A 22,227-nucleotide genomic window follows, 5' to 3' on the forward strand; every position below is an offset into this window, starting at 1 on the left:
ATTTGCCAAAGGAGACGTCATTCATGTCAAAAGATAATAAAACACATCAACATATTGTAGATGCAGCCTTTCAATTATTCGCGGAGCATGGGATTGAAAAGACGAGCTTGACGATGATTGCTACAGAAGTAGGGATCACAAAGCCGGCGATCTACTACCACTTTGCATCAAAGGACGCACTTCTCGATTATTTGTTTGATCAACTGTTTGGAAACTATACATTCTCCCATTTTTTCACGGTTACGGATTTTACAGCTGACAATTTCGCGGAACTCCTTATCGAAACTGGCTTGAAGTTATTGCCGAGCGAGGAAGAGGATTATGCCTTTTTACGCGTCTTCAATCAATTTCTGCTGTCTGTCAGTCAAAAAGAGAAGTACCGTGACAAGTTGCGGCTGATGCAAGAAGATTTTTTGCAGGGCTTTACCTCCTTATTGGAGCGAGGGATAGAGTTAGGTGTCGTCCCACCTGATCGTGTCGTAGCAAAAGCTCATATTCTAGCGCTTGTCGTTGATAATATTAGTAACTACTTGCTGATGGGGATTGAGCTAGACCAGAGGGATATCTGGACTGAAACAGTGAGAAGCGTGCTAAAGTAATCGGAAAAAATAGTGACGCATTTCGAGTTGCCAGCGTCTTACAATTGTTTACATGAGACGATGGCGAGGAGAATCATGATGGTACGAAGAGAGAAATGGGTAGCATTATTGAGCTATACCGCGGTACTCTCCCTATTTACGACGGGTGGGGTCGCTGCTGCATCCCCTGCGAAGGCAGTTTCCCAAAAAGCAGAAGCATCGGTTGGCGCGACGGGAAATACCGAGGTGAAGCTGCAGGCTTGCAGTCAAGCTGATGCAAAAGCGGATGCTTCGGACACAACGATGAAGTCCTGGAAACCATTGGGGAATAAGCCGATACTGGAAGGGATTACTTCGATTGCAACAGGCGTCATTTTTGATGAAGCAGGCTATGGATGGAGGCCAGGCATTTCTTATGCCTTCACCGAGGATGGGCAAGTGTGGAAATGGGGCTTTCAATCTGACAAGAAGTATGAACCGCACAAGCTAGCCGGGATCAAAGATGCCAAGCAAGTCATGACGGATTATGTCCTCACGAGCGCCGGTGAAGTATGGCAGATCGACGAGAAGAAAGCACCAGAAAAACTGGCCGGTCTGGATAAAATCAAGAACATTCAGCAGATCGACCTTCATGAAGGCGTACTCTTTTTACTAAAAGAAGATGGTACTGTATGGAAATGGCAAGATGGAGCGAAAGCAGCAGAAAAGGTGACGAAGCTCTCGAATATCCGTGACATGTATAGCTCAGCCTTTTCCTTGTTTCTAGTAGATGACCAAGGGAAGCTTCTTTATCTCGATGGCAAATCCGGAGAGCTGAACACAGAAAAACTGCAGGAAATGGATATCCCAGGGAAAGTCAAACAGGTAGCCGTCGATTACACGGATCGTGCCTTGATCCAAACAGAAAAAGGCGAAGTGTACAGCTACAATACAAAAGAAAATGAAAAAGTAGTGCGTGCTGCTCATGCAGATGGTGCCACGCGGATGGCAGTTGGCGGAGAAGGATTATACTTGGTCGTAAAAGCGGACGGAACTGTTTGGGGCTGGGGACATAATACCCATGGAATGCTCGGTGCGAATCTGGAAAATGAGCTGAAGGAGCCTGTCAAAATAGCAGGTCTATCTGATATTACAGACGTACGAGCGGGCACCGACCATGTGATTGCTCTCGATAAAACAGGAAACGTTTATTCATTTGGCAGCAATATGACAGGACAGCTGGGACGAATCCCTGTTACGTTTGACAAATGGACAGAATTGGGCGAATTACGTGATGTAAAACAGGTAGTAACTGAGCTGGATCGACCGTACTTCGTTCGTAAGGATGGTTCTGTATGGAGTTTTGGCGCGGATCGAGTGCCATATGAAGTGAAAGGACCTGCGAAAGTAAAAACAATGGATAGCATCATGGATTTTCCGGTTACCTTGAATGAGAACGGACAAATCCAGTTGTGGACGAGTGAATTTAGCAGCTGTGAAACATTGGCGTTGCCTTCTCGCATCAAGGATTTTGTTGGTGGGGAGAAGCATTTCTTGTTGCGTACGGAAGATGACCAATTCTTGACTGTGGAATTCAGTTATAATTCCGCCGAACGCGGAGGGGGATCTGGCATCACGAACTTGCGCCCCAAAAAAGTGGAAACCCTCAAGATCGATTCAAAAATGGCTGCGGATGTAACCAAGCTTTATGCCAATCTTTATACGTTCTTTGCAGTGACGAAAAATGGTCAGGTATTGTACGCAGAACGGAAGAATGATGAACCGTTTACTTCATTTGCGCAGATAGCTGGTATGAAAGGCATTCGTGAGCTTGCACCTGAGTATTTTGTCCGTTATACAAAGGATACCGCATCAGTTTGGGCGATTGATGATGCAGGCAAGGTTCAGGAAATTCAGGTGTACCCTGAGAGCGAAGGGAATGACGCAGGAGCCATCAAAGTGAAGCTGGAACCCAAAGCGGAAGAAGGCATTGCCATGATGAGCGGACGTTTGCGGATTACCAAGGATGGGCAAATATTCGAACATGATTGGGAACCACTTCAAAAGCAAAAAGTGGCTGCTCCCGTCAGACTGATTTCATCCACGTATGACTATGCAATTGAGGGCCCCGGCTCGCATTACCATGTGCTGATCACAGAAGATGATAAGATTGTATTGATTGGCGATAATCCATACGGAAAAGGCGAGCTTCAACCAGATTTGGTGAGACAATAAAAGAAAAACCCTCATAGCTTGTTAGCTTGAGGGCCTGGCACAGCGGAAAAGATCATCTTCCTCTGTGCTTTCTTTTTGCTTTTTGAACCTTTTGCTGCCATTTTTTCTCTTGAATCTCAAGCAATCTTTGTCTTCCGACGACTTTCTTTTCTTTCTTACGTCTGCTCAGCTCAAGTTTTATGGCTTCTTGAGCACGGGTAGACACACCGCTAGACTTCATTTCCTTCGCGACTTGTCGAGCAAGACGCTTGGGGTTTACTCTTTGCTGAGATGGTGTCTCCACTTGGATCGTTTGTTGGGTAGCATCAAGGAGAGAGTGAATCTGGTGCAACACAAACAATTGGACTTCTCCATCTTTAGGTTCCGCTCCAAAAATGTACCTGGACGCTTTCAAATGTCCAGCTTCTTGTTGCTCAACGACTCCTACCCAGTACTGCCCATCAAAATACACGGTTAGTTTCAAACAAACCGCCCCCTCTAACAAGACTTAGAGTGATGGACATCCCGAGGGGGGAAGGTTACTGACAGAGTATGCATATGGACATGCTCTGCGCCCGGACTACCAACCGGGCTGTGTTTTTACACTCTTGATTAGAGTATGTAGGAAGAATTTCCAATTTGCAAGCTGGGTCAGCATACTTTTCCCCGTATGTGTTGCTTTAAAAGAAATGGAAAATGTGGTTGTACTTATATTCAATCGAATTCGTCCAAAGAAAACAGCGCTGCATGTTGCCAACCTTCGATTTCGCCAGGAGACGATTCTGCACGGATTTTACTAAAAGGAAACACCGAAGTTCTAGCACAAATGAACATGATTAACTTGACGGAAGAGGATTTGCAGTTAATAGCAGCGTTTCGTCCAGTCATTGAGACTGAAATTGAGCAGATTACGTCTTCTTTTTATGAATCGATCCCGCCTTCATTGAAAAACGCTTGAAGATTGCGATGGTCCATCAAAAAATCGGGCTTCCTCCCAAGTGGTACATGGGTTCTTTTCAAAACCTGTTAGGCACACTCATGCGAATTATAGATGATCGGAAAGAAGTTTATCCTTACTCAAAAAAACTGGCACAAGCCATTACGAAGCTGCTCAGCTTTGAACAGCAATTGGTACTGGACATAGATCGTTTTAAAATGATCAATGACTCGTTGGGCCATACGTACGGGGATCGTTTTTTGCAAGAAGTGAGCGAGCGTATCAAAAAAAGCGCGGAAGGATTCGATGTGACAATTGCCCGTATGGGGGGTGATGAGTTCACACGGATCTGCCAAAATGTTGAAACGTGATCACGAGTTTTCGACGTTGGCTGATCGGGTGGTCAAGGGAATCAAGATCCCCTATGTCTTGCAAGGAAAAGATTATTACGTCTCGGCGAGTATTGGTGTTGCGGTGTATCCCGATCACGGATGCAGTGAGGAGCAATTGCTCAAAAATGCAGATGCTGCCATGTACGAAGTGAAGAAAAACGGGAAAAACGGATTTCAGTTTTTTACCAATGAGCTCGATGACCAAGTGTTGATGCGTATCGAACTGGAGAGGGATTTGAGAAAAGCGGTAAAGAATGACGAGCTGGTTTTGTACTACCAGCAGCCACAGATTCAGACGGGGATCAATCAACTCAGTCAATCTGTCCTCTCGTCAGTTCCACCAACCCAATCTCGTAGGTTATATTCGACAAATTCTGGTAGAGAGCGGACTCGAACCGCAGTACTTGGAATTAGAAATAACGGAAAGCATGATGATGGACGCAGAACTTTCCACAGAAATTTTAAAGGAATTGAATGATTATGGCGTCAAAATTAGTCTGGACGATTTCGGAACGGGTTACAGCTCGCTCAGCTACCTCAAGCTGCTGCCCATTCACAAGCTGAAAATTGATCGTTCGTTCATTACGGATATTACAATGAATCCGAGTGATCAGGCGATCGTCGCAACGATCATTTCCATGGCGAAGCATTTTAACATGAATGTCATTGTGGAAGGGATCGAGACGCAGGGACAGTTAGACTTTCTCACGGAGAATGCCTGCAAGGAAATCCAAGGGTATTACTTTAGCCACCCATTACCCGCAACGGAAGTAGAGAAAGCATTCTTCACGCCGGTCCGCAAGCGTTTTGATCATCCTCTGTAAAGCATTTCTAAACAGCAGATGGAATCATTTTGAAATTATTGATACAATAGTGAGAGTCCCTTCGGGGGCTATTTTTTTAAGGAGGGTTTTTCCGATGAAGAACATTACGTTCATCAAACACGTTTATGAAAAACAACTGGGGGGTGAAATCTACTATGAACCCTAGTATATTGAATGGCACCAGAAATCATCTGATCAACCAGCTTGTCTTTTTTGACGAGCAGTATTCGCTCTTTTACGATCAATATGTACGCAATTATGGAAAAGAAAAGCAAGCCATCGATGAGATTGTCGAGCGTTACAAGCAAACACTTGAAAGCCTTTTGTCAAAAGAAGACAGTGCACTCTTTCAATCGCTTAAAGCAGTTACGTTATTAGGCAGCAGCGTAAAAGTGCTATTTGAAGAAGATCAATTTGAGGAGTCATTTACTGTGGTGTATCCCACAGACATTGACCCGGATAACAACAGAATTTCATTCTTATCGCCCATAGGCAGGCAATTGCTGCTAGCGGCTCCACACGATTCTGTTGTGCTGGAAAGTCCGGTTGGCAGGCAACAGGTGCAGGTTCGGGAGATAAGCTTTACATATATGGGGGGATTCTCGTCACCTTAGGAATCTCCCCATCGCATCGATCATATGAGAAGACACTAACACGATGTTAGTGTCTTTTTTTGTCCATTCGAGTAAAATGCAAGAAAAGTAAGCCGTGCGTACAGGAGGAAAGACGATGAAAACAATTGCGTGCCCAACATGTGAACAAGATGTGCAATGGGATATGAATCGCCTGCAGAAGCTGGAGGAGCGGTGGGTGATGGCTTGCGAAAAATGCGGTGGCCAGTTTTTCAGCGTGTCAGAGGAAGAAAAGGAAATGATTCTTGCGGGCATGCGATTGACGGAAGAGTATGTACCGGATATCATCAATGCTTATCACAGTGAGGATGTAAAGAATCTCCCTTCCAGGGTTGGGTTCGGAGAAATCAAAAACAGCAACTCAGAGGACTGAATTGTAGGCTTTTCATCCGATTGCTATTCCTCGTAATGAAACTGCCACTCGATACCAAATTGATCAACGACACTTCCAAAGCATTTGCTTCAAAACGTCTCTTACAGTTCCATTCTGACCGTCCCGCCCTCTTTTCATTGTTCATATTCATACTTCGGTCGGAGCATGTTTGAATATGCTCCCATAATCTGCATATACTACCATTCACTAAAACAATCACAACCAGAGGTGAACAGCAATGGCACGTTCGAATTCCTTGGTGTATGGACAAGCTCGCGCAGCACTTGATCAATTAAAGTACGAGATCGCTGCTGAATTTGGAGTCGAGTTGGGAGCAGATACGTCGGCACGCCAAAATGGCTCTGTCGGCGGAGAGATGACGAAGCGTTTGGTACAATATGCGGAACAGCAAATGTTTCGTTTGTAATCCCTCCTTGTGAGGGATTTTTCTTTCGCTCACATTTGATCGAAATATCGCGTATCGTTAGGAGACCGACGAGACAATCGCAAGGAACGAAGAACAGCAAAAGGGGGGACGATGAGAAGTTTTCATCGTCTTTTTTGTGTTGCTTGAAGTGGTTCTGGGTGCCCCAGCAAAAAACCTTGACCAACAGGTACCCCTAATGCCAAAGCGGCAGATAAATCTTCCGGCTCCTCGATTCCTTCCAGTACAAGCTGCGTTTGATCTTGACAGTATTGGACGAAAAGCGAGACGAGCTTTTGCTTATTCGGTTCGGAGGACAATTGCTTGCCGAAGTACCTGTCGAGCTTAACGATATCCGGTTCATACTCCACGATCTTTTTTAATGACGCGGCACCCGAGCCGACATCATCTAATGCGATCAAGAATCCATGCTGTCGCAGCTCATGTATTTTTTGCCCCAACAATCTGATTTCCCACATCTTGTCTTCTTCATTGGCCTCGTTAATTTCCAAGACAATTCGACTGTTCCACGATCTAAACAAGCCCTCGGTAATAAACGATAGGAAAGCAGGGTTCAACAACGTAGAAGGAAACACGTTGATGAACAAGAGCGGAACATGATCGTTGAAAGTCACATTCGTAAAGTACGATTGAATTGCTTTTTTTATCGACAGCGTATCCAACTCATACAAGTGTCCTTCTGAACGAGCCTTTCGAAAAAGGGATTCTGGCGAGTAGTGTGCAGCTGAGCGAAGAAGTGCTTCATACCCGAAAAATTGTCCTGTCGTCAAATGCACCAGGGGCTGAAAAACAGGATATGGAGGTTCCTTTTGCAATACGACGTTCATGGAATCATATTCCTTCCTGCACCAAAGATTTGACTTAAAGAAAAATTGTTTCCTTTAGGAAAGATAAGTTGTCGATATTTTACAACAGAGCGGTAGGGTTTGCAATGCATGTTTCCTACATAATTACATTTTGCATTAAGGAAACAAATTTGTATATGTACAAAATATTTTTCATCTTGTAAACTAGGCTTGTAACTGACAATCAAGATTGGAGGAGATAGGAAATGGAAGCCTTTACGTTACCGGAACTGCCATATCGCTATGATGAGCTGGAACCTTACCTGGATGCGAGAACGATGGAAATTCATCACGGGAAGCATCATGCAACGTATGTGGCCAACTTAAACAAGGCCCTAGAAAACTACTCGCAGTTCAGGAATGCTTCGGTCGAAGAACTAATCAGTAACTTGGAGGATATCCCGGAAGACATTCGCATGGCAGTTCGCAATCATGGAGGCGGTCATTATGGACACAGCTTGTATTGGTCGATCATGAGTCCGGCTGGCGGCGGGAAACCGACAGGGGATATTGCGAAAGGAATCGACAAGTATTTCGGAAGTTTTGAGGAAATGAAGGATGAATTGACAAAAGCAGCTGTCAGTCGCTTCGGATCAGGATGGGGCTGGCTTGTAGTCAACGGAGACAAGTTGGAAGTGACGAGCACGCCCAATCAGGATACTCCTTTTATGGAGAAGAAAACGCCCATATTGGTCGTAGATGTGTGGGAGCATGCTTATTACTTGCAGTACCAAAACAAGCGCCCTGATTTTGTCTCGTCCTGGTGGAATGTGGTCAACTGGGAGGAAGTCAATCGTTTGTATAACGAAGCAATCCGCTAAGGCAGGTCCATCAATGAACAGACACGCGGTCTATTTTCAAGAACAGGAGAAGCGTCGAGAAATTTTGGTGTTGCTTAAGAAGCGCCGTTCGATCAATGCCCAGGAACTGTCAAAGCATCTTGGCATAACCAAAGTCGCGGTGCGTAAGCATTTAGATGTTTTGCATAGAGAACGGTATATCGAGTCGCGAATCGTCCGCCAGCGAACAGGCAGACCAACCTATGTGTATTATCTGACGAATACTGCTGAGCAATTATTTCCGCGTCACTACAGCGATTTGGCTACGGAGATGGTGGCGGGCATTCAGGATTTGTATGGGGAAGCCTTCGTCGATCAATTATTTGAGAAGAGAATGGCACGGTCGTTACAAAACTATCGGGAGGTAATGAGAGGACAAGGTTTTGACCAGCGAGTGAAAACGTTGGCGAGCATACAAAATGAAGAAGGATACATGCCTCACTTGGAAAAAATCAGGGATGGTTTGTATGCGCTTGAAGAAGCAAATTGTCCTCTCCTACAAGTAGCCATTCGCTATCGCCACGCATGTCAATGCGAGCTCTCCTTGTTTGAGTCGCTAGTAGATGCGCATGTAGAGCGTACTGCGTGTATGACGGAAGGACAAGTGAAATGCCGTTACCTGATTAAAGAAAAGCGCAGCAATGAAGAATCGTAGTGAACAAGACATCCGTTATAAAGGCGGATGTCTTGTTGTTGTAAGCAAGTGGATGGGAAGACGAATTGTTTACCGAAAGGGCAGGCGTCTATACAATCAGACGGGCGATCACGTATGGATAAAGGGAGGAGTATTTTGATGGAAAGGAGCGAGGACATGCCGAACGACAAGAAAAATCCTAAGAATAGAAGGCCCATTCTTAATCATCGAGGCTCCTTGAAAAAGTCGAGAGCATCACTCCCGCTCCTCTATGTCGAAACGAAGGAACAGATGTTGCCTCAGGAAGGTGCCATAGATAAGCAGAAATTGTATCGTTCTAAGAAACAGAAGGGCAAACGACGAAATCATGCCACGCGGCCTCCTGCCAACCAGGCAGCTACCGAACACGTCTCTCCTCATTCCAGTCCCACCCCCATAGATGCCAAGGATCTTCCGCAAGAAAATAACAGTGCTCAGCATGAACTGATTCAAGCAAAAGTAGTCTACGTGGAACGCACCGGTCAATCGTTCATGCAGGTGGCTTTTTTGGAAGAAATTTGGGACGTAGAGTGGGTCCATTCCTTACGTATACCCTGGAAGCTAAATTGGAAGGAAGTGGAATGCCAAAGCAAGATTGATGTCCAGCACGTTCGGCACGATGATAGCAAAAAGCTTATCTGGCTGTCTGGTGAGTTGGAAATCAAGGGTTTGGGGATCACTGTCCATTCGCAAAAATTAGAGCACGAAACGATTCGCATTCCATTTACCTCCACAGTATTACGACCATCCTTACCGAAAGCAAATGTAGGAACAAGTGCAATTCTCCTCACAGCACCAGCTTGTCCGACGAATAGATGGGTAGAGACGGGAGAATGGCAAATCACAGTGATGGCAGATCCGCTCACGGATTCTCAATCAGAATGGAAGGAGTTCAGCGGCTTGGCAACCATTAGCGGTCGTGTATGGTGGTATCGGAAGCAGCTGGTTCCCGTTCCGCCACCATACATAACGAAAAAGGTAAACAGTCTTTTCTAGAAAAAAGGGCAGATAACGCTTGGCATCAGCCAAATCCATATTGAATCTAGTCCATATAATATAAGGAGAGTAGGTCGTTGATAAAGGAGAGAGTAAAAATGGGTATACATGGCGATGGCTGTAAATGTGGCCAAACTCAAGTTACGCAAAATAGCTGCACGGTGGAAAACGCCCGTGTGTTCGGAATGGCTTCAACCGAAACCGCTTTTCCTAAAACAATTAAAGTACCTGTAACGTTGGCAGAAACGGCTGTTGTCGTCTGTGTGGAGGCTAATGTCCATTTGGAAAGGCCTGCACTTGAGATCATTCGAGTATTAAAGAGTGTCATTTTGGAGCAATGTGAGCTGGTTCCCACATTCAACCCGTTATCTGCAAAGTTGTTCGTCAGTGGTTTTATTCGCAAAAATATCGAGTACACCACAGTCGATCAAGTAACGGGAAGTGCTGTATGCGGTGATGTACGACATACAACGGCGCTGATCCCATTCGATTTCTGTACGGATCTGACCTTTCCGGCTACAGGACCGACTTTGCAGCTGGCACCAGATTTCGAGTCACACGGAGAATATCTGAATAAATCGGGTCATGGGGCAAAGATTAACGTAGGTTTGTTTGGCAACCGAAAATTTTACAACGAAAGACCGTATTGTGAGCTGCTATTCACGGAATTCACCGAATTAGACATCGGTTTGGAAAATAAGCGGTGCAAAGACACAACCAAGACATTCTCGACCGTTCGTGAAAAAATCGTTCTGCGTCTTGGCCTGAAGGTTTTGCAGGATCAGCAAGTTCCTATTCCAACAACACCAGCACCGACACCACCACCAAAACCGACATTTCCGCCGCCTTGCAAACCGATATGTCCACCTAAGAAAAAATGGTAGTAAAGCTGTAGAAAAAAGAAACATAGTAGAAGTGCAGATGAGACTTCCTGGGGCGTTATTACATGCTGACTGGAAGTCTCATTTTTGCTGATTGACTCTGTACCTAACTACAGCCTTTCTCATACCGATTGAGGAGGAAAAAATGGATAGATTGACCAGAAGCCAAGTGGCGAGTGAAGCCAACGTGCATATTGAAACAGTCAGATACTACGAAAAAAGGGGACTCATTGCCACAGCCCCTCGGAATGAATCCGGCTACCGCATGTTTCCACTGCAAACCGTTGCCGACATCCGATTTATTAAACGTGCTCAGGAAATTGGCTTTACCTTAGAAGAGATCAAAAACCTTTTGATTCTGTACAAAAAAGACGAAGAGCTTCCCACTCAGGAAATGCACCAGCTGGCCCTTGCCAAAATAGAAGAAATCAACAAAAAAATAAGCCAGCTTGAGCATTTCAAAGCATTACTTGAAGAAGTCACGGATCGTGCGCCATCGATGTGGTCCCGCTCAAAGGAGCAATGCCCGATCATGCAAAAATGTTCAAAAGGAGAGAAGTAGAATAATCCGTTTCGGGGCATAAACTCTCCGCTCAGAGGTAGCAGCCGTTATGCATTTCTTTTACGATTTCTCTAATGCGAACGTCTGGAAGGAGAAGATGTACAATGTTTCGAATACGGTTCAGTATCTTTTTAAGTGTGTTTGTCGCGATGGTAGGCTTGATGATTATTGCTCCTGTGATGCCCCCGCTCATTCGTGAATTGGGACTCAATGAAATCCATTCTGGCATCATTATTTCACTCGGCTCCATTGCAATGGCTGTGATGGCGCCCGTTTGGGGACGGTTAAGCGATCGAAGGGGAAGGAAAGCAGTCATTGTCATTGGCTTTATCGGAATGTTCGTGAGTTATGTCCTGTTCACGGCAACGATGTATGCGGGTTTGTCGCAGCTCATAGGAGGTGGATTACTGGTTCTTTTGCTGATTATGGCTCGTGGATTAATCGGGATGTTTATTCCGGCCGTTCCTTCGGCGGCGCAGGCGTACATGGCGGACGTCACGGATGAAAAAGGCAGAGCAGCAGGTATGGCGTTAATCGGCGCCGCCAATGGGATGGGGCTTGTTCTTGGCCCGGCGATTGCTGGAGCCTTTGCGCTTATCGGTCTCATCTGGCCGTTATACATTGGCGCCCTGTTACCGATTGTCGCTTTGCTTGTCGTCAGTTTCTTGATTCCTGCTCACAAACCAGTTATTCAAGAAAAACTACCCAAGGTGAATCCTTTTCAAAAAGGCCTAACGCTTTATTTGTTTGCTGGATTGGCGACAATGGTCAGTATCGTTACCTTGCAGGTCGTGGGTGGGTTTTATTTTCAGGACCAGTTGTCTTTGACGACGAAGGAAACCGCTCGCATGATTTCAGTTGGCCTCATGATTACCGGAGTAGCGATGATCGTTACGCAAGGACTCCAAATGAGAAATCCGAAATGGCAGCCAAAACCACTTATTCTAATTGGTTCGTTGCTTGTCATCATCAGCTTGGCTCTCTTTCTTTTTTTCATGAACTTGATCGTATATTACGTAGCTTTTTTCTTGTTCGGTATTGGAACCGGGTTCATGATGCCGGGATTTATGGCTGGCTCTTCCTTAGCAGTTGGTCGCGAGCAACAGGGAGGCGTAGCGGGGCTTGTCGCATCCGTCCAAGGTATTTCTGCTGTGATCGCGCCCATTCTCAGCACAAGTCTTTACCAATTGGAAAAGCATCTCCCTTTTGCAGTAGTAGGCGTGCTTGTCATATTGATGGGAATGACATTGCTCTTTTCCAATAAGGAGAAAGGATTTACGACACAGCGACATCTATGAATCATCCTGATACGCGGCATCTTTCATTCCTCGTCTCGACTCGCATATAATTAAGGTAGCCAATTGTTGTGAGGAGGTCCTTTGCCGCGTGAAAATAAGTGAATTATCACAATTAACCAATGTCAGTACCCGGTCGATCCGCCATTATGAAGAAAAGGGCTTGCTACAGGCAGAAAGACTCGAAAATGATTACCGCCATTTCAATGAATCGGCAGTCAAGCGCGTCAAGATGATTCAACTGTACTTAAAGCTGGGGTTAACAGCGGATGAAATCAGAACGTTGTTCAGAGGGGAAGTTGCATCTCCCGACGATTACGAATATTGCGAGGAAATGCTTGCGATTTACGAACAAAAGCTCAGCAGAGTGAATGAACAGATTGAGGCACTCCAAGAGTGGAAGAAAACGCTGGAGAGGCAAATATCCGTTACACGTGGTAAAAAAGTTACGAGCTAGTTCATAGTCACAGCCCCGAAGCGATCAGATGCTTCGGGGCTGTCTTATTACAATGAACTTAAGTTTTGCCCGAGACCACCATCCACAGTTAGCCTCGCACCAGTCGTAAAGGTAGCGTCAAAGGCGAGGAATAGCACAGCTTTGGCCACTTCATCTGATGAACCATGACGTTTCATTGGTGTAACCTTGTCGCCAAGCTCCTGGAAAGTAGCACGTTCTGCATCCGTGAAACCGGCAACTCCCATGGAAGGCGTATCAATGAAACCGGGACTCACGACATTGACGCGAATCCCCTTGTCTAGCAACTCCACTGCAAACCCGGAGGCCAAGGAACGCAATGCCGCTTTGGATGCACTGTATACGCTCATGCCGGGGTAGCCGCCTTCATCTGCTACGGAAGATGTAAATACGATCGAGCCTCCTTCATGAATAAGTGTCGCCAAGCGCTGGACGGTGAAAAATGCCCCTTTGGTATTCACTTGAAAAATCCGATCATAGGTCTCTTCAGTGACTTCCAAAAACGGTTCCAGAATGGAAGTGCCTGCATTCACATGGAGAAAATCGATCTTGCCGAAATGCTTTTCAACATAGTCTCCGAATGCTTGCACATCCTTCATGCTTGAAACATCAGACACTACAACCTGTGCCCGTTCGCCCAGCTCACGTTTGGCTTCTTCCGCATTTTTCGGATTGCGGCCAGAAACGATTACCTCAGCGCCACCTGCCAGCAATGCTTTTGCCACAGTCAAACCCATACCATGTGTACCTCCAGTTACGACAGCTTTTTTCCCTGTATAGATGTTCATTTCTGTTCCTCCTTGAGTGAATGAGTAATCTTTCAGAATGTAGTCTAAACGTTCACGCTAATGTGAAAGTCAAGGGCTTATGGATTAGGTAGACGGTATACCGAAAGAAAAATCTGTTGTAAAATTTTTGAAAGGAGTGTGTGAAATGCTAAAACAGAAGCAGATTATCGAAGCCGTTCAAGAAGCTTGTGAGCAAGATGAGCAAGTTACATCATGCATGATGTATGGCTCCTTTACAAAGGGCGAGGGGGATCAATACTCGGATGTTGAGTTTTATATTTTTATAGACGATCCTTCTTTTGAGACATTTCAATCCAAACATTGGGTCGCCAATATTGCTCCTTACGATTTGATGTTTTTCAATGAATATGGAACGGAAGTCGTGATTTTTTCTAATTTGATCCGAGGTGAGTTTCATTTCTTGCCTGCCTCAAAAATCGAAATCATAAAAAGCTTCAAGCCGACGGGAGTTTTCCCTGATACAAACTCCATGTTTATTTACGACAACACAGGGATGCTGAGAGAATATCTGGATGATTTAGGGGGCAAAGGTCCAGAGAGATTGACTGATGAAAATGTTTCCTTTGCTTTCCATAACTTTGTTAACGCTTGGTTGTTGGGAATAAACGTGATGAGAAGAGGAGAACTCGCACGATCTTTAGAGGTGTTAACCTATGTGCAAAAGTATATGTTGCAGCTCCTTAGAATCAATGAGCAGAATGTAGAGCGGTGGCTAAACAGCACGAAGAATTTGGAGAGAGACTTGAGTCCTGAAGCATACGAGGATTACACATTGATCACAGCAAGATTGCGGAAAGAGGAATTGGAACAAGCCTATACGCATGCGCTGATGCTGGCGGACAAATTGAGGAAGCAATTGGAGCCTCACTATGATTTTGATGTGGATGAGAGAATGATCGGTAAGCTTCGCGATTATTTGAATCAAATCGAATAACAGAGGATGGTCGAGGAAGAAAGTGAAATTTGGCCCGCGTATGTAAAAGCTAGGTTTATACGGCAACATATTGGATTCAAAAGACACTAGAGTCGTTCTACTAGTGTCTTTTTGTCAAGATCGGGTTTGGTGTCGAATGGGTTGGTTATTTTTGGTATAATTCAAGGGCATTGAAGCTTTGGGGTTGAATCCAACATGAATGGAAGTGACTGTATTACATGATCAATCTGGGGCAATATCCTCATAGCAAAGAGAGTCTTTGTCAACTACTTGAACGATCGAGAGCGAGAACACTCTCCCATGAAGAAGTCGCAAAGTGGTGTTGGCTGTTTTGGTCAAGATGGAGATCAGATGAAGACGATTTATTTACAAAAACAGATGAGATGGCAATCGATATCGTGATGGAGATTGGAGAATTTTGGGTAAATAAGCCACGGTATGGAGTCCAAACAATCATTTTCGGGGATGAACAGATCGATATGTGGATTGGCAGATTACAATAATCCGTTAGAAAAGCACGATTAGAATTGGAGGGGAATACTTGGACACTCAACTAACGCTAAATTATTTATCTGCGTATGTCCACCACCATAAGTACTATCTGGATGTGTGGCGTACAAAAGGGTTCTCATGGAATTGGGGAGCTGCATTTTTTGGAGAAGCATGGTTTGCCTTCCGGAAGATGTATCTGCTTGCAATCATTATTTATTCTGTGAATCTATGTGTAGGTTTACTATTGGGTTTAGTTGGACTTGATGATGCTACTTTTTATGAAATATACATTGTCTTCGCAATTACTCAACGAGTACTTTTCGCATTAACAGCCAATTTTTTGTACTATGTTTCGGCAGTGCAAACAATTAAAAAAGCTCACAGTAAACATACAACGCTTGATCTAGATGAGATAAAGAAGCTGGGTGGGACTAGTGTCCGGGCTGTTATTGTGGTGGTGCTGGTAAATTTTTGTTTTAGTCTGCTGGATCGATTCTTGACATAGTGAAAAAGTTTCCTCAATAGAGGAGGGAAATAGTATGGGAGAAGCTTATAAGCTGCTTTGTCATCATTGTTCCTATAACCAAAAAATATATGTTGGCGTTGGATTCAGATATATTCGATTGCCGGAAATATGGGAATGGTTCGAGGATGAAGCTGGCAAGGAGCGCATCCGTGATTTTATGCAGGACAATAGCACGAGACATAGCTGCTTTCAAGGTCTGTATATTTGCGAGAAATGCAATTACCTGCTGAATGCCACCTATTTGCATATGGAGTCGGATACCGATACATATAAGAACAGCTATGATTGTCCACGATGTTCAGAGAAAATGCCTTCTATGCCTGTCGATGAGGAGCTTGATCACGGTCTTGCGTTAGCTTGTCCCGAGTGCGGCACGGAAAAGCTGTCCGTGGAGTGTTTCTTGCATTGGGATTAGAAAAGGCGTCCCATAGACAAATACGAGTATTTGGACGAATTATTTATAGTAGCTAGAAACTTGAAGGAGAATCTAACATGAGCATTTGGCCTAAGCCTTTCTTAGAGCCCGAAGCATTAAAACAGCGCCTGCTTATCCTAAGCGCACTGGATATCGTATTGTGTCAAGAGGAATGGCTGCGCAGATATCAGTTTGATCCACAATGGGATGAAAACACAACCTTCGCGAGCGTTAGCAATGGCGCTGGCGACGATCTTTTCATCCTGTTCACCCCTGAGGGCGTCATTGTAAAAGGGTTCGATCATGAATCGGAAATGAGTCCCCGCCAGAGGAGAATACGAAGTTTGGCCTGGCATCTATGAGCAAGTCCCTCCTGCTTTGCTTCATCGACTCGATGACGAAGCGGTTACCAAGGAGGACGTTACGTTTTGCTTATGGCGAGAATCTACTGATCGCGTGTGGAAAACAGGAGACGTACATAATCCGCAAGGCTTGGATGACGGATCAGATTTTTTGCTTGGGATGATATATGACAGTCCAGAAGACTATGTAGAATGGGCAGAAGCCTACTACGAGGTGAAAGTCCCGCTCGATCTAGTTGGTTTCACGTATTCAAATACTTCCATCACCAAAGAAATGATGATGGAGCTGAATCCGGAAGTTGATCTGGAAATGGCGATGAAGGAGCTTCAAGGGATCAGATTTACAGTTACGTAAAGCACACCATGCCTCATAAAAATAGAATGGAAAGAAGATGACGATATGCCAAAAGGTATGTATTCTCAAGGAGTTGCCGTCCTGCTGTCAGAGGCGGTTCCGATTCATAAAATAGCAGACATGCTCAAGGATCAATTCGAAATTGCCAACATCATGGAAACGTTCGACCAATGGGTGTTCAGCGGTCCTAGCTTGCTTATTCCGTACCGTCCAGATGTAAACGGATATATTCAGGTCGATGTCGTCGATAAGCCTTGGCCGGATAGTATGGGAGATCCGGCAGAAGATACGATGCTGTTTGGCGCTTGGTCGATGGGCTTTTTCGGACCGTTTACGTTCTCGAATAGCCTTGAGCGGGCAGCTCAGCAGTCGTGGGGATTTCCCGAAGGGCGGCAAGTCTCATCCGAGCACAAAGCGTTTATCCGTATTCGCTCTTCTTTCGTGTTGGGAGAGTCGAACGATCAGGCTCCTGTACTGCCTGAGGACTACGAGCCGCTCCCGGAGTTGAAGACAGTCACTGCTATTGCGGAATCGCTGTTGAAAATGCCAGAAGCCCTTTGCTTTTTTAATCCAAATGGAGAGTGCCTCGCGTCTGCCGAGCTGATGCAAGAGCTCGATCAACGCTATGAGCAAATACAGCTTCTTCCGCTGGAGCTGTGGTCCAATGTCCGGTTATTCAATCTTCCAGAAGGATGGCTTTTGATGGATACCGTCGGCATGCAACAGTTGGATGTGATCGATCATGAGGCGGTATTTAATGGGGATGCCTACGATCCGAATGAAGTTGCGAGTTTCCTGCGTAATATATCGAACTATGTATATGAAAATGGTCCTGTTATCAATGACGGCGATACAACCGATGGGCCGGGTGATGAAATTTGGAAGTGTGTCTTGTTGGAGGAAGGGTTGGCAAGCCCTCCGCGTGATGTGCTTCGCTGGTATCCATTGGATGGAAGGGAAAAGCCTGCGGGATTGGAATAATTGCGTGATCACTTGGGAGACCAAGGAAACTTGATAAGAAAAAGCACGACCATTTCCCTTGATTTGCAGGGCATTGTCGTGCTTTTTTCGTTAATTTTTAGAGAAGCCAGGCTCATTGTACCTGCTTATTTGATAATCTCCTCATAGATCAGTTTACCGTCATGAGTATACACGCCTATTTTCTTGGTCCCTGAGATGGTGTACTCGATGGCAACTGTTTCATTCGTAGGGGTGATCAACAATTGATGCGGAAAGTTGAAGCTTTTATTGTTAGCTGTGTTCGTTATGATCTGGGTATCCGTATGGAACAACTGCCCCGTCTGTTTGAGCTCTTTTAATTGTTCCGGCTTATTTAGCACATATTGTTGAGGTGAGACGACTTTATCTGCTGCGTTTATTTTGGCAAAGGTATATTGCTTGTTGTTTTTCGTCACAGCGAGAAAGTGACCATCAGCTGTCGGGCGGATAAACGCATACTTTTTGGAAACAATGAGCCCTTTTTTATTCATCAGCACATAAAATTCTTCGTTCCCCAGCTTGCCTGAGACAATGAATGCTCCACTGTGCATATTCGATTCGACTTTGTAATTACGGGAAGGCTTCAGCATAATTTTGCCTTCATTGCTGATAAAATGCGTCTGGCCGTTTATTTTCACACGATGCCAGCCTTCACCATATCCGAAATATTCATCAAAAAATGGCTTGCTCAGTTTTTTTCCATGAATATTTCTCATACCCATCTTGTAGTATTCGTCCCCTTTTGCGTCTTTTACCATTTCACCATAGGGCAAGTAGTACGGATCAAACGATTTCGCAGTCGGTTCGGCTACGTAGAATGGATGATCCGCGTCCGGAAACTTCTTGGTAATTTTCCCTGTTTTGGCATTGTACAGATACGGCAAGTTTCCCGGGTAGTCCGTGCCCGTAAACCATTCCCCATGTATCTGGTTGAAACCAACATCGCAACAGGTACCCATCGGTGAAACTTTGCCATGCTTATCGTAGACCAAATATTCCGTATGCTTGAAAAAGCTGCCATTATAAAAATAACCGTACCCATTTCGGAGCGGGTACACTTCACTTTTATAAGCGAGGTACTTGCTTTTTATTACTTTTCCAGACGGTGAAACCAATGACATGGTGTAAGTCTTTGGAGGTGAATCGTGCTTGTAAAGTGGTTGCTTCGTGAAAAGAAAGAATGGCTCGGTCAAATGAGACGGGATTTGCAGGTTTTGATAAACCACTGGTAATTGCGGTGGATTTAATGGGTCTTGCTGCTCTTCAGCCTTGATTGGCGAGGTAGAGACGAAGGTGAGGAACAGAGCGAGCATGGTTTTTAACAGGGTAGAAAATTTCATGATAGGAATTCCTTTCTAGTAGGTTGATGAGTTGGCTTAAACTATGACGGTTCAGTCGTGACAAATGTTACCATTCGTTTGTAAATAAATGAAAGAGTTCCAAAAGAGAGTGCGAATATGTCTGGCGGGTACAAATCAACAAAATTGAAAGCTAGCGGGTGGAAATGATTGGAGATATGATCAAAGAAGCGAGTCGCGAACAATTGATCATTTATAGTAAAAAGCCGACTGCTTCACGATGGAGAGTCGGCTTTTACGTATAGGTTCATATGTGAAAGACTGTTGAGAAACGTGGTCAGGATTTATTCCGAACTATATATAAATATAATTTAAAATCGTTCGTAAATATTGAGCCGTCATCTCATTTGTTAAAAGATTCTCGGGGGTAATACTTTTGGTTATCGTAAGTATCTCTCCTAAACACGAACAATATGTGTTCTTGATCTTGATGGGAAGAGTGGTCGTCCGTTTTTAAAATCTATGCTTAGGAATCGTCCCTGGAACCGAAATCCGACAGAGGGTAGACAACCCCAAATACCCAAATAACGGATACAAAAACATGAGCAACTGACTATACCCAATTAGGCACAATACAAAAGAAGTTGAGAACAAATACAGGTAAAGCCTCGATTCCGGAACGTCCAATAATTCACGCAGCTGCTGACCAATGCCGAACACGTTGGAAATCAGTGTGGTAAAAATCTCGGAATAGAGTACGAAAACAAAGAACAGCTGGAGCCACTCGTTCCATTGGTCTGTTACGAAAAGAATCGGGATATTCATGAGACGGACATCGTCCCAGTTGGCCAACATGGCAGTATGGACGACAAGGAGCATGAATCCAAGCACGACTCCGCCAATAACGGCTGCCCGAAACAAAACAACCTTGTCGCGGATCGCATAGCCGATCGGGATGAGAACGGATTGGGCCATGGCCAGATTAAAGGACACATACAAGATCGTTTTCCATAGAAACGAGTAATCGGATGGCGCTGAGAGGGGCATTGGTGATTCGGCTGTGCCATCCAGCAATATAAGCAATGCAAACAATAACATCGACGGAACGACAATCGCATTCACGACGAGTAGTTGCTCCAACCCTTTTCGCAGAATCAACAGGGCGAACAGAACAGTGGCTATGGTCCCGACCAAATACGGAATGTCAAACTGCTCCTCCAAGACCGAGCCCGCTCCTGCCAACATGACAGTCGTTACGCCAAAAAGGGTGAGAAAGACCAAAATATTCATCGTACGACCGATCATCGGTCCAAACAGTTTCTGATTAAAGGACTCATAGGAGGGTGTGCGCAAATGATGAGCGATTAGCATCATCTTGTAGCCCAGCCAAACAAAAAGAGATGTGGCGAGCAGGATGCCGATCGTTCCCGCATGACCGTAAGCGGTGAAAAACGCGAGAATTTCTTGACCGCTCGCAAACCCGGCACCTACGACCGTTCCAATGTACGTTGCTGCAACCTGGATACTTTTTCCCCACAACTTCATACTGGTTTTTTCCTTTCCCATCCAAATAACTGCTAGTACAAGTGTATGAACCTCGGAAAAAAACAGAATGAGAAAACTTGTCTATCTCCAAACCAGATCAAGAAAAAAGCGAATGGCACGTGACCATTCGCTTTTTCGTATAAATAGCGACGTTTTACAGAAGAAACATCGCCACGATTGTCGTCACCAAAAGTCCGATCGCCACCGGATATAGATTGCGTCTCGCCAGCTCAAAAGGGTCTACTCCGCAAATCGCGGCAGCAGGGATCAATGCCCAAGGAATAATCGTTCCACCGCCGACCCAGATGGCAGCAATTTGTCCGAGGGCTGTCAAGGTTGCCGCACCAGCACCCAAAGCAGTTGCGAACAGTTGGGCCAAAGAGCCAGCTAGAGTAATCCCGGAGAAGCCTGAGCCATCCAGCCCTGTAATGACACCTACTGCGGATACAGTAAGAGCAGCCACTTCCTTGCTAATGGGAATCGTCTGTGCAAGCGCCACGCCAAGGTCGTTCACGATTCCGTGTGAACCCTGCGGCAGCACTTGCCCAAACACCTTAATAAACCCACTGTCGCCCATATAAAAGAAAGCAGCAATCGGGATGACTGGCCCAAAGACTTTAAACCCGAACTGAAAGCCTTGAATGAGATGTGTTGTAACTTGCTCGAGACCACTTTGCTTGTGCGCGAGCATTGTTGCGATGATGAGAATAAGCAAGGCGGTTCCGCCCACGAGCGCCGTTGCATCGCCTCCGCGTAAATCAAAAGCAAACATGGCCACGACATCGAGGATAAATAATACCGGCACAAGTCCAGCCAACGTACGACGCACGCCATCTGACAAAGGGACTCGTGTGGAAGTAAAAACAGCATCGGGTACGACTGTCTCTTTGGGGGAAGCAAGCACGCCGAGCTTCATGTCCTTTTTCAAATACCAGAATGCGATTGCTGTTGTCACGACGCCCATAATAATAACGAGGGGGACACTGGCCGAAATCACGTCCGAGACAGGAATCCCTGCGGCTTTGGCTGTTAAAGTAGGAGCCCCTTGAATAATATAATCGCCGGACAGTGCAATCCCGTGTCCGAACAAGTTCATCGAAACGGCGACACCCATCGCCGGCAGGCCAGCGCGCAATGCCACGGGCAACATGACAGCACCGATCAGTGCGACAGCTGGAGAAGGCCAGAAAAACCAGGAAATGACCATCATGACAATCCCGATGACCCAATAAGCCAATGTGGGATTTCGAACCAAATGGGTCATCGGCCGAATCATCGTTTCATTTACGCCCGTATCCGTCAAAACGTGACTCATGGCAACGATGATGCAGATGACTAATATCGTCGGCAATAGCTCGGTAATCGCATAGATGAAGCTGCCGAATATTCCGCCGACAGCTGTTGTCACAGATCCGGTCGCTACGAAACCGAGGACCGCTATGCCTACGATACTGATCAGACTCGTATCTTTTCGCAAAACCATTACGAGAACAATGCCGATTACGAACAAGACGTACACACCATGTATCCACAAAAGCTCGATTCCCATGTC

27 protein-coding genes and 2 pseudogenes are annotated in these 22,227 nt (G+C 45.4%); 23 read left to right on the forward strand and 6 right to left on the reverse strand.

The features are described from left to right. Window positions 1-23 precede the first annotated feature (23 nt). Together EL268_RS14320 and EL268_RS14325 are read left to right on the forward strand one after the other, a co-directional pair. Window positions 24-599 (forward strand): TetR/AcrR family transcriptional regulator, encoded by a 576-nt coding sequence (locus EL268_RS14320; protein ID WP_106655410.1) that lies wholly within the window; start codon window positions 24-26, stop codon window positions 597-599. A gap of 78 nt (window positions 600-677) precedes the next feature. Next, window positions 678-2,792 carry an RCC1 domain-containing protein gene (locus tag EL268_RS14325; protein WP_106655409.1) on the forward strand — a complete coding sequence of 705 codons (2,115 nt, stop codon included), beginning with the start codon at window positions 678-680 and terminating at the stop codon, window positions 2,790-2,792. A 52-nt stretch (window positions 2,793-2,844) separates the two neighbouring features. Here EL268_RS14325 and EL268_RS14330 read toward each other — a convergent pair whose 3' ends face one another. Then, window positions 2,845-3,255 carry a YjdF family protein gene (locus EL268_RS14330; protein ID WP_106655408.1) on the reverse strand — a complete coding sequence of 137 codons (411 nt, stop codon included), beginning with the start codon at window positions 3,253-3,255 and terminating at the stop codon, window positions 2,845-2,847. A 348-nt stretch (window positions 3,256-3,603) separates the two neighbouring features. Between EL268_RS14330 and EL268_RS33695 the strand changes: the two are divergent. From EL268_RS33695 to EL268_RS14355, 7 genes and pseudogenes are all read left to right on the forward strand, one after another. Beyond that, window positions 3,604-3,851, forward strand: a pseudogene (locus EL268_RS33695) (protoglobin domain-containing protein); the annotation flags it as partial. 75 nt (window positions 3,852-3,926) lie between these two features. Next, window positions 3,927-4,079: a diguanylate cyclase domain-containing protein gene (locus tag EL268_RS33700; RefSeq protein ID WP_269149411.1), complete on the forward strand. Its 153-nt coding sequence runs from the start codon at window positions 3,927-3,929 to the stop codon at window positions 4,077-4,079. Next, window positions 4,066-4,218 (forward strand): annotated as a pseudogene (locus EL268_RS33945) (diguanylate cyclase domain-containing protein); the annotation flags it as partial. The gene EL268_RS33700 and the pseudogene EL268_RS33945, both read left to right, overlap by 14 nt. 136 nt (window positions 4,219-4,354) lie before the next feature. Continuing rightward, on the forward strand, window positions 4,355-4,924 hold the full coding sequence (locus EL268_RS33325; protein WP_373863414.1) for an EAL domain-containing protein: 570 nt from the start codon (window positions 4,355-4,357) through the stop codon (window positions 4,922-4,924). 155 nt (window positions 4,925-5,079) lie between these two features. Then, the gene (locus EL268_RS14340; RefSeq protein WP_106655407.1) at window positions 5,080-5,538 is read left to right on the forward strand and encodes a GreA/GreB family elongation factor; all 459 of its coding nucleotides are present in this window, start codon (window positions 5,080-5,082) and stop codon (window positions 5,536-5,538) included. Between the two features lie 115 nt (window positions 5,539-5,653). After that, complete coding sequence (locus tag EL268_RS14345) at window positions 5,654-5,929, forward strand: hypothetical protein (protein ID WP_106655406.1); 276 nt, start codon at window positions 5,654-5,656, stop codon at window positions 5,927-5,929. Window positions 5,930-6,167: 238 nt separating this feature from the next. Further along, window positions 6,168-6,356, forward strand: coding sequence for an alpha/beta-type small acid-soluble spore protein (locus EL268_RS14355; protein ID WP_007729278.1), 189 nt, complete (start codon window positions 6,168-6,170; stop codon window positions 6,354-6,356). A gap of 122 nt (window positions 6,357-6,478) precedes the next feature. Here EL268_RS14355 and EL268_RS14360 read toward each other — a convergent pair whose 3' ends face one another. Further along, window positions 6,479-7,201 (reverse strand): EAL domain-containing protein, encoded by a 723-nt coding sequence (locus EL268_RS14360; protein WP_106655405.1) that lies wholly within the window; start codon window positions 7,199-7,201, stop codon window positions 6,479-6,481. A 224-nt stretch (window positions 7,202-7,425) separates the two neighbouring features. On the opposite strand from EL268_RS14360, the gene EL268_RS14365 reads away from it, so the two are divergent. From EL268_RS14365 to EL268_RS14395, 7 genes are all read left to right on the forward strand, one after another. Continuing rightward, window positions 7,426-8,040, forward strand: coding sequence for a superoxide dismutase (locus EL268_RS14365; RefSeq protein ID WP_106655404.1), 615 nt, complete (start codon window positions 7,426-7,428; stop codon window positions 8,038-8,040). A 13-nt stretch (window positions 8,041-8,053) separates the two neighbouring features. Continuing rightward, window positions 8,054-8,713: a helix-turn-helix transcriptional regulator gene (locus tag EL268_RS14370; RefSeq protein WP_106655403.1), complete on the forward strand. Its 660-nt coding sequence runs from the start codon at window positions 8,054-8,056 to the stop codon at window positions 8,711-8,713. A 138-nt stretch (window positions 8,714-8,851) separates the two neighbouring features. Next, a complete protein-coding gene (locus tag EL268_RS14375; RefSeq protein WP_106655402.1) occupies window positions 8,852-9,727 on the forward strand; it encodes a hypothetical protein in 876 nt (291 codons plus the stop codon). A gap of 98 nt (window positions 9,728-9,825) precedes the next feature. Next, window positions 9,826-10,611, forward strand: coding sequence for a CsxC family protein (locus EL268_RS14380; RefSeq protein WP_106655401.1), 786 nt, complete (start codon window positions 9,826-9,828; stop codon window positions 10,609-10,611). Between the two features lie 142 nt (window positions 10,612-10,753). Beyond that, entirely contained in the window at window positions 10,754-11,170 is a 417-nt protein-coding gene (locus tag EL268_RS14385; RefSeq protein WP_106655400.1) for a MerR family DNA-binding protein, read from the forward strand. Between the two features lie 104 nt (window positions 11,171-11,274). Further along, window positions 11,275-12,468: an MFS transporter gene (locus EL268_RS14390; protein ID WP_106655399.1), complete on the forward strand. Its 1,194-nt coding sequence runs from the start codon at window positions 11,275-11,277 to the stop codon at window positions 12,466-12,468. An 88-nt stretch (window positions 12,469-12,556) separates the two neighbouring features. Further along, complete coding sequence (locus EL268_RS14395; RefSeq protein WP_106655398.1) at window positions 12,557-12,922, forward strand: MerR family transcriptional regulator; 366 nt, start codon at window positions 12,557-12,559, stop codon at window positions 12,920-12,922. 47 nt (window positions 12,923-12,969) lie between these two features. Here the strand turns inward: EL268_RS14395 and EL268_RS14400 are convergent, their stop codons facing one another. Beyond that, the gene (locus EL268_RS14400; RefSeq protein ID WP_106655397.1) at window positions 12,970-13,728 is read right to left on the reverse strand and encodes an SDR family oxidoreductase; all 759 of its coding nucleotides are present in this window, start codon (window positions 13,726-13,728) and stop codon (window positions 12,970-12,972) included. Window positions 13,729-13,873: 145 nt separating this feature from the next. On the opposite strand from EL268_RS14400, the gene EL268_RS14405 reads away from it, so the two are divergent. From EL268_RS14405 to EL268_RS14430, 7 genes are all read left to right on the forward strand, one after another. Further along, window positions 13,874-14,683, forward strand: coding sequence for a nucleotidyltransferase (locus tag EL268_RS14405; protein ID WP_106655396.1), 810 nt, complete (start codon window positions 13,874-13,876; stop codon window positions 14,681-14,683). Between the two features lie 218 nt (window positions 14,684-14,901). Then, the gene (locus tag EL268_RS14410; protein WP_106655395.1) at window positions 14,902-15,186 is read left to right on the forward strand and encodes a hypothetical protein; all 285 of its coding nucleotides are present in this window, start codon (window positions 14,902-14,904) and stop codon (window positions 15,184-15,186) included. Between the two features lie 38 nt (window positions 15,187-15,224). Further along, window positions 15,225-15,680 carry a DUF2628 domain-containing protein gene (locus EL268_RS14415; protein WP_106655394.1) on the forward strand — a complete coding sequence of 152 codons (456 nt, stop codon included), beginning with the start codon at window positions 15,225-15,227 and terminating at the stop codon, window positions 15,678-15,680. A 34-nt stretch (window positions 15,681-15,714) separates the two neighbouring features. Next, window positions 15,715-16,116: a hypothetical protein gene (locus EL268_RS14420; RefSeq protein ID WP_106655393.1), complete on the forward strand. Its 402-nt coding sequence runs from the start codon at window positions 15,715-15,717 to the stop codon at window positions 16,114-16,116. A 77-nt stretch (window positions 16,117-16,193) separates the two neighbouring features. Beyond that, a complete protein-coding gene (locus EL268_RS33335) occupies window positions 16,194-16,478 on the forward strand; it encodes a hypothetical protein (protein ID WP_232030447.1) in 285 nt (94 codons plus the stop codon). A 16-nt stretch (window positions 16,479-16,494) separates the two neighbouring features. Further along, a complete protein-coding gene (locus EL268_RS33340; RefSeq protein ID WP_232030449.1) occupies window positions 16,495-16,833 on the forward strand; it encodes a hypothetical protein in 339 nt (112 codons plus the stop codon). A gap of 45 nt (window positions 16,834-16,878) precedes the next feature. Beyond that, complete coding sequence (locus tag EL268_RS14430) at window positions 16,879-17,814, forward strand: DUF4261 domain-containing protein (protein ID WP_106655392.1); 936 nt, start codon at window positions 16,879-16,881, stop codon at window positions 17,812-17,814. 125 nt (window positions 17,815-17,939) lie between these two features. On the opposite strand, the gene EL268_RS14435 is transcribed toward EL268_RS14430, so the two are convergent. From EL268_RS14435 to EL268_RS14445, 3 genes are all read right to left on the reverse strand, one after another. After that, a complete protein-coding gene (locus EL268_RS14435; RefSeq protein ID WP_106655391.1) occupies window positions 17,940-19,172 on the reverse strand; it encodes a hypothetical protein in 1,233 nt (410 codons plus the stop codon). Window positions 19,173-19,643: 471 nt separating this feature from the next. Beyond that, the gene (locus EL268_RS14440) at window positions 19,644-20,675 is read right to left on the reverse strand and encodes a YkvI family membrane protein (protein ID WP_106655488.1); all 1,032 of its coding nucleotides are present in this window, start codon (window positions 20,673-20,675) and stop codon (window positions 19,644-19,646) included. Between the two features lie 154 nt (window positions 20,676-20,829). Further along, window positions 20,830-22,224, reverse strand: coding sequence for a hypothetical protein (locus tag EL268_RS14445; protein WP_106655390.1), 1,395 nt, complete (start codon window positions 22,222-22,224; stop codon window positions 20,830-20,832). Window positions 22,225-22,227 lie beyond the last annotated feature (3 nt).

The organism is Brevibacillus brevis (assembly GCF_900637055.1).
GTDB classification, from domain to species: domain Bacteria; phylum Bacillota; class Bacilli; order Brevibacillales; family Brevibacillaceae; genus Brevibacillus; species Brevibacillus brevis.